The following is a 6,146-nucleotide window of genomic DNA, read 5'->3' as shown; positions in this document are numbered from 1 at the left end:
CTGACCTGCGGCGGAGTAGTTGTCTAAGGTTGCCGCTCTCGGTCCGGGCGACTGGTCTGCGGGTCGTCCCCAAGACCCAGGGGCCGTACAGGGGCCGGGAGGGCGCGGCCGGGGTCAGGCCGAGAGTGCTTCCGGGCCGATTTCGTTGTTCCGTTTGCTGGTTCGGCGGCATGGGGCTGCCGTCCACCGTGCGGACTGTCCAGTGCCGGGCCGGCACTGGAGGCGGCGTGGATGCCGGTGCGTCTGGCAGACAGGCCCGGGGCCAGGGAAACGGCCCGAAGAGGAAACGGCCCCATGGACGGCGCACCGCGTTCATCAGGGCTGAGCCATGTGCGGTCAGCGCACCATCTGGCGCCGGTGAGGAAGATCGCGGCCGAGCTGGGATGCGTGTCCCGATTCGGCGTGTGGGACTGTGATCCCGTTTCTGTGGCGGTCCCGGAAGGCTGGCCCACTATAATCGGGACAGTTGTCCCGCTTGGTTGGAAGTCTGAGGGTCTTTGATGCGTGCTGATGCCGAGCGCAACCGCAAGCGTGTCCTGGAGGTGGCGTTGGAGACGTTCGCCGCCGAGGGGCTGTCGGTGCCGGTGGCGGAGATCGCCCGGCGGGCTGGTGTGGGCACAGGGACGGTCAGCCGGCATTTCCCGACGAAGGACTCGCTGTACGAGGCGATCGTGCTGCGTCTGGTGGCTGAAATCGTCGACCGGGCCCGGCAACTGGCCGCGACCCGTGATCCGGGCGCAGCGTTCTTCGAGTTCTTCGCCCTGATGGTCGAGCACTTCGCAGCCAATATCGGTCTGTCGCAGGCGATGAGCGGGACAGGCTTCGACGTCCACTCGGTGGCCTTGGCCCCCGAGCACAATCTGCTGGCCGTGGAAGAGGAACTGCTCGTCGGTGCGCAGAAAGCCGGCGCCGTGCGGCCGGACGTCGTGCGTGCCGACGTCAAGGCGCTCATCGTCGGCTGTCTGGCCCGGGAGCAGCAGGGCCCCGACCCGGAGGCGCGCAAGCGCATGATCGACCTGGCGTGCGCGGGCCTGCGCGCCCAAAGGTAGCGGCGTCTGCCGACCGCGCCGAGGATCGGACCGAGGGGACCCGGTGCGGCGAAGTTTGACGACGTGTCCGCGCACTCGGTCGGTCGTGTGGGTTTTGGGGCCGGGCGGTCGGTGAGAGGCTGAGGCTTCTCTTGCCGTGAGAGATCCCTGCGCATGCCGGACGTCGCGCCAGGACCGGCCTTATTGCGCCACAGGCCGACCAAGCGGGGGTGGCGAACCCGGCGCCGGGTGAGGACGTCGAAGTACTCGTCGGCCTGCCAGCTCTGGTAGGCGGTCATGGAAGTGGTGAGCGCGAGGTTCAGTTGCAGGGTCGCGATCAGTGTGTCGTCGCGCGGGACGCGGCCCGGGACCCGGGTGTACAGGTCGGTGCGGAGGTGGTCGCCGAAGGCGTGGGCCGACTGCGCGAGAGCCGGCGAGTGTGCCTTGAGGCGCTGGTTCAGCGGCATGGTGTCGCGCTGGCTCTTGAGGGCGCGACCGGAACAGGTTCGGGGGCGGGCCGTATCGGCCCGCCCCCGAACCTGTTCCGTCTGTTCGCCCGCGTCGTTGGTTGCCTGGTCGGCACATGTGGTCGTGGCTACGCGCTCGCGTGCTTGCCGCTGGTCCGGCGGGCAGCGGGGCTGTGGGTGAGGATGCTGCGGAGTTTGGCGGTCTGCTGGTCGATGGCCTGTGGGCCGTTGCCGGTGAGCAGCCGCACGGACGGCTCGTAGGCCAGTTTCGGGGCGGAGATGTTGGGGGAGGAGGCGACGGTGAAGCCGGCTTCCTTTATGGCCACGTCGACGAAATAGGGCAGTCGGGTCGCCTTGCCCGGGACGCGCGGGTAGAGGAACCGCAGCGCGAACCGCTCGCCGATCTTGGGGACGGTCGAGATGGTGGCGGCGAGGAACGGGTTGTCCTTCACGGAGTAGGCAGCGCCCTGCGCGTCGATGCGCTGGCGGGTGGAGGTCACCGCGATGGGCGCGTGGCAGATCAACGAGATGGTGACGTCGTTCTCCCGGGCCACGTGGAGGGTTTCGCCGAGCCACGGGTTGTCGCGGAAGTCGACCATGGGGGCGTGACCGCCGGGGGTGTGGATGAAATCGAAGTCGGCGAGGGTGAACGCATCGGCCGGGTCGCGGTGGCGCTGGACGAGTTCCTGTAGCGAGTGGAAGGCGCCCTCGGGCAGCTTGTCGAGGCGGCGGATCAGTTCGGGGCGGTACTCGGTGAGCTCCGGTTCACTGTTGGGCAGTAGTTCGGAGACTGGGATCTGGCCGATGTGCCGCTCCAGCAGCCGGACTTCCTGCTCGCGGCGGGCGACCAGCTCGGGGTGGCGCTGCCGGAAGCTGTTGACGTTGAACGAGCGGCGGCGCTGCTGCATGCGCAGGGGGAGGGTCTTGGCGCCGGTCTTCTCGATGGAGTGCACGGACAGGGCCATGCCGTTGATGTCGAGTTGCGGGGCGTTGCCGTCGGGGGTGGCGAAGGTGAACTCGTAGTCGTTCTCGAACTCCTTGAGCACCTGAGCCATCTCGACCAGGAAGAACCCGGTCGAGATCGACTTGACCTCGGCCGGCTCAATCAGCGGCAGCTGGCGGCCGGAGGAGATGATGATCAGTGCGCGACGCTTGGTGGTGGGCATGGCGGGGGCTCCTTCAGTGGGCCTCGGTGGTGTGGGACGGGTGGGCCCGGTCGGCCCGCTCCTGGGTTGCGCTGCTGTTGGTTGTGCGGGACGAGTTGCCCGGGCCGCCGGACGAGAGGCATCCGAAGGTGCTTCGCTGGAGAGGGACCTGCCGCCTCCCGGTGAGGGCGCCCGGGCGGGTGTGCCGCCCGGGCTCTCTCAGGCGCCGGTGGTACGGGTGCACGCCGTGGAGTGGGCGTGCCAGGGCCCGAGGGCCGGAAGTTCTCTACTTGCCTTCCGCGGCCTTGGACACGTGCGCCCACTCGGCCCAGGTCTCCAGGCGCTGCTGGTACACCGCGGGTACCCACTGCGTGGGCTGCTCGCCGAACAACACGCGCAGCGGCGGCTCCTCGGCGTCGACGAGCTGGAGGATCGCACCGCCGACACCCTCGGGGCCGGGCATCTGGGCTGCGGCGCTCATCTCGGTCAGCGACGCGTGCAGGGGGTCGTAGGCGTCCTGGCGGTGCGCGGTGAAGACCGACGAGTTCTTGAAGTCGGTGGCGAAGCCGCCGGGTTCGATCACCGTGACCTTGATACCGAAGGGCGCGACTTCCTGGGAGAGTGCCTCGCTCAGGCCTTCCAGGGCCCACTTGGACGCGCTGTAGCCGCCCGCGCCGCCCATGGTGGTCAGCCCCATGACCGAGGAGACCTGGACGATGTGGCCGCTGCCCCGCGCACGCAGGACGGGCAGTACCGCCTGGGTGACGTGGAAGACGCCGAAAACGTTGGTCTCCAGCTCGTCGCGCAGTTCCTGCTCGGCGAGTTCCTCCACGGCGCCGACCAGCGCGTAACCGGCGTTGTTGACCACCACGTCCAGCCGGCCGAACCGCTCCTTGGCCGCCGCGACCGCCTCGAACACCTGCGCACGGTCGGTGACGTCCAGGGTCAGCGGCAGTATCGCGTCGCCGAACCGCTCGACCAGGTCGGTCAGCGTTTCGGTGTTGCGGGCGGTGGCGGCGACCTGGTCGCCGCGCTCCAGGGCGGCGACGGCGAACTGGCGGCCGAAGCCGCGCGACGAGCCGGTGATGAACCAGGCCTTGCTCATGACGTGAACCTCCTGTGGGGATGGACGGCCACCCGTAAGCGGGATGGCTATCCCGATTAACTGTACGGGATGAGCATCCCGGTTTCGAGTTCGCTGTGGAGGCAGGCGGCGGTAGCGGCCCGGAGCTCCACGGTCAGCGGCCTTGCATTGCCGGCGCCGTCCACAGGCGGCGGGCGGCCACTGTGTCGCCGGCCGCGGCCGTGCGGCCCGCTAGGGTCGGGGCGCCCTTCGGCTCGCCGTGGCCGTCGGGGCCGACGTGGCTCGCGTCCGGAAGGTCCTGAGTCGCCGCGCACGGGGTCGGCAGTGCGCCGTCCTTGCCGTCCTGGGCGAGGAACTTGTTCGTGATCGGCACAATGGCGCGGGCGCCCTCGTTTGCTCCGCCCCTGCCGGCAGGGTTCGCGTGACTTGACTTTGTGCAGAGGATGATCAAGATCCACTCGCGCACCGAACCTGGACTTCGCAGGGCGTCGCTGTCCCGTGAAGGCCAAAGGCGCCCGCAGCAAGGCCCGCCGCCGCGGCCAAGCGCGGGAGGACTCTGTGCTGGAGACCGTCTACTGAGACGCCGGCACCGCCCGGCTCCTGCCCCGCTGCTGCGCGGCCGGACCCAAGGCCCGCTGTTCGTCACCCACCGCCGTCCTGGCCCGCGGTCAGCCCGCGCGACGTGTGCCCGGACACCGGCCTGGCCCGCCTCTCCTGCGGCCAGGCCCGCGCCCTGCTGGACGAGCACAGTACGCGGGCCGGGCACCGGCTGGGGCCTGCACGAGTACCGCCATTCCCCCTGACCCACCTCGGGAAGCAGGGAGCCTTGCTGCTGATGCTGATGCTGATGCTGATGGTGATGGTGAAGTCACTGCACAAGAAGCCGGAGAACGTCCGCCGCTACTTCAAGCCGTCACCCGAGGCGATCTCGGAGCTGACCAGCCTGCTCGCGCCTGGCGACGCACACCGGTGACCCTGCTGCGACTGGTGTGCCCTACCGGTTTAAGGGTCCACGGCCAGGCACGTACCGCCGCTCGGTTCAGGCCGGGTTGCCCTGGGCCAGGGTGGAGACGTCGGCCCAGTCCTGCCAGGTCTTGAGGCGGTCGGCGTAGACGTGGGGGATCATGTCCAGTCCGTCGGTGCCGAAGAAGACGCGCAGGGGCGGGGTGTCGGCGTCGACGACCTTCAGAAGTGCCGGTCCGACCGCGGTGGGGTCGCCGAGCTTCGCGTCGCGCCAGCCCTCGGCCAGGGCCGCGCGCAACCCGTCGTAGGCGGGCAGTTGCTCGGCGAAGCTGGCGGAGGTGCCGGACCAGTCGGTGGCGAAGCCGCCGGGCTCGACCAGGGTGGCCTTGATCCCGAAGGTGGTGACTTCCTTGGCGAGGGCCTCGGTCAGTCCTTCCAGGGCCCACTTCGAGGCGTGGTAGCCACCGAGGCTGGGGTAGGTGGTCACGCCGCCGATGGTGGAGATCTGCACGATGTGGCCGCTGCCCTGTTCGCGCAGCAGGGGCAGCGCGGCCTGGGTCACCCACAGGGCGCCGAAGAAGTTGGTCTCCATCTGGTCGCGGACCTGCTGCTCGGTCAGTTCCTCGACGGCGCCGAACAGGCCGTAGCCGGCGTTGTTGACGACGACGTCCAGGCGGCCGAAGTGTGCGTGTGCCCGCTGGACGGCCTCGGTGGCGGCAGTTTTGTCCGTCACGTCCAGGGTCAGCGGAAGGATCGCCTCGCCGAACCGCTCGACCAGGTCGGTCAGCGTTTCGGTGTTGCGGGCGGTGGCCGCGACCTGGTCGCCGCGCTCCAGGGCGGCGACGGCGAACTCGCGACCGAAGCCGCGCGACGAGCCGGTGATGAACCAGACCTTGCTCATGACGTGAACCTCCTGTGGGGATGGACGGCCACCCATAAGCGGGATGGCTATCCCGATTAATCATACGGGATGAGCATCCCGTTTTCGAGTTCGCTGTGGAGGTAGGCGGGGGTAGCGGCCCGCAGCTCCACGCTCAGCGGCCTTGCACTGATGTCACCTGGAAGCGGACTCTCGGCTCAGGGCCTGGATCTCCTGCGGGAAGCGCGCCCCCGGCGAGCTCCTCCCGCGCCGTCCATGGACGGCGGGTGGCCACCGTGTCGCCGGCCGCGACCGTCGGGGGGACAAGGGGGGGGCATCATCTCGTCGGTAAGGGGATCCGCTGTGCGAGGGTTCCATCCCCTTGACTGAACTGGGCGGACGTGGCTGCTGCTGTGTTATAAGACCAACTCGAAGACGCTCAGGGGCCATTGAGGGGCCACAAGGGCAGGAACAAACCGACAAGCACTGCGAAGGGCTGACACGGATCAGCACGTCTGACCTGCAAGAACGGCGTGAATCGGCAATGATCGGCAAGGGCCGTCAAGATCCCCAGTGGACTCATAATCCGTCGGCTGTGGG

General features: G+C 69.0%; 4 protein-coding genes and 2 pseudogenes. 2 read left to right on the top strand and 4 right to left on the bottom strand.

The window, feature by feature from the left end:
- Positions 1-500 precede the first annotated feature (500 nt).
- Complete coding sequence (locus tag ABZT06_RS50055; RefSeq protein WP_355756494.1) at positions 501-1,049, top strand: helix-turn-helix domain-containing protein; 549 nt, start codon at positions 501-503, stop codon at positions 1,047-1,049.
- A gap of 574 nt (positions 1,050-1,623) precedes the next feature.
- Here ABZT06_RS50055 and ABZT06_RS50050 read toward each other — a convergent pair.
- The 3 genes and pseudogenes from ABZT06_RS50050 to ABZT06_RS50040 form a co-directional block, all read right to left on the bottom strand.
- The gene (locus ABZT06_RS50050) at positions 1,624-2,661 is read right to left on the bottom strand and encodes a hypothetical protein (protein ID WP_355756491.1); all 1,038 of its coding nucleotides are present in this window, start codon (positions 2,659-2,661) and stop codon (positions 1,624-1,626) included.
- 265 nt (positions 2,662-2,926) lie between these two features.
- Positions 2,927-3,745 carry an SDR family NAD(P)-dependent oxidoreductase gene (locus tag ABZT06_RS50045; protein WP_355756488.1) on the bottom strand — a complete coding sequence of 273 codons (819 nt, stop codon included), beginning with the start codon at positions 3,743-3,745 and terminating at the stop codon, positions 2,927-2,929.
- A 133-nt stretch (positions 3,746-3,878) separates the two neighbouring features.
- A pseudogene (locus ABZT06_RS50040) lies at positions 3,879-4,097 on the bottom strand (hypothetical protein); the annotation flags it as partial.
- 95 nt (positions 4,098-4,192) lie between these two features.
- On the opposite strand from ABZT06_RS50040, the pseudogene ABZT06_RS50035 reads away from it, so the two are divergent.
- Positions 4,193-4,697 (top strand): annotated as a pseudogene (locus tag ABZT06_RS50035) (site-specific integrase); the annotation flags it as partial.
- Between the two features lie 66 nt (positions 4,698-4,763).
- On the opposite strand, the gene ABZT06_RS50030 reads toward ABZT06_RS50035, so the two are convergent.
- The gene (locus tag ABZT06_RS50030) at positions 4,764-5,588 is read right to left on the bottom strand and encodes an SDR family oxidoreductase (RefSeq protein WP_355756485.1); all 825 of its coding nucleotides are present in this window, start codon (positions 5,586-5,588) and stop codon (positions 4,764-4,766) included.
- Positions 5,589-6,146 lie beyond the last annotated feature (558 nt).

Source organism: Streptomyces sp. NPDC005483 (assembly GCF_040606035.1).
In the GTDB taxonomy this organism is placed as follows: domain Bacteria; phylum Actinomycetota; class Actinomycetes; order Streptomycetales; family Streptomycetaceae; genus Streptomyces.
Note: the sequence above shows the minus strand (reverse complement) of the source record. Positions and strands in the feature narration are given on the sequence as shown.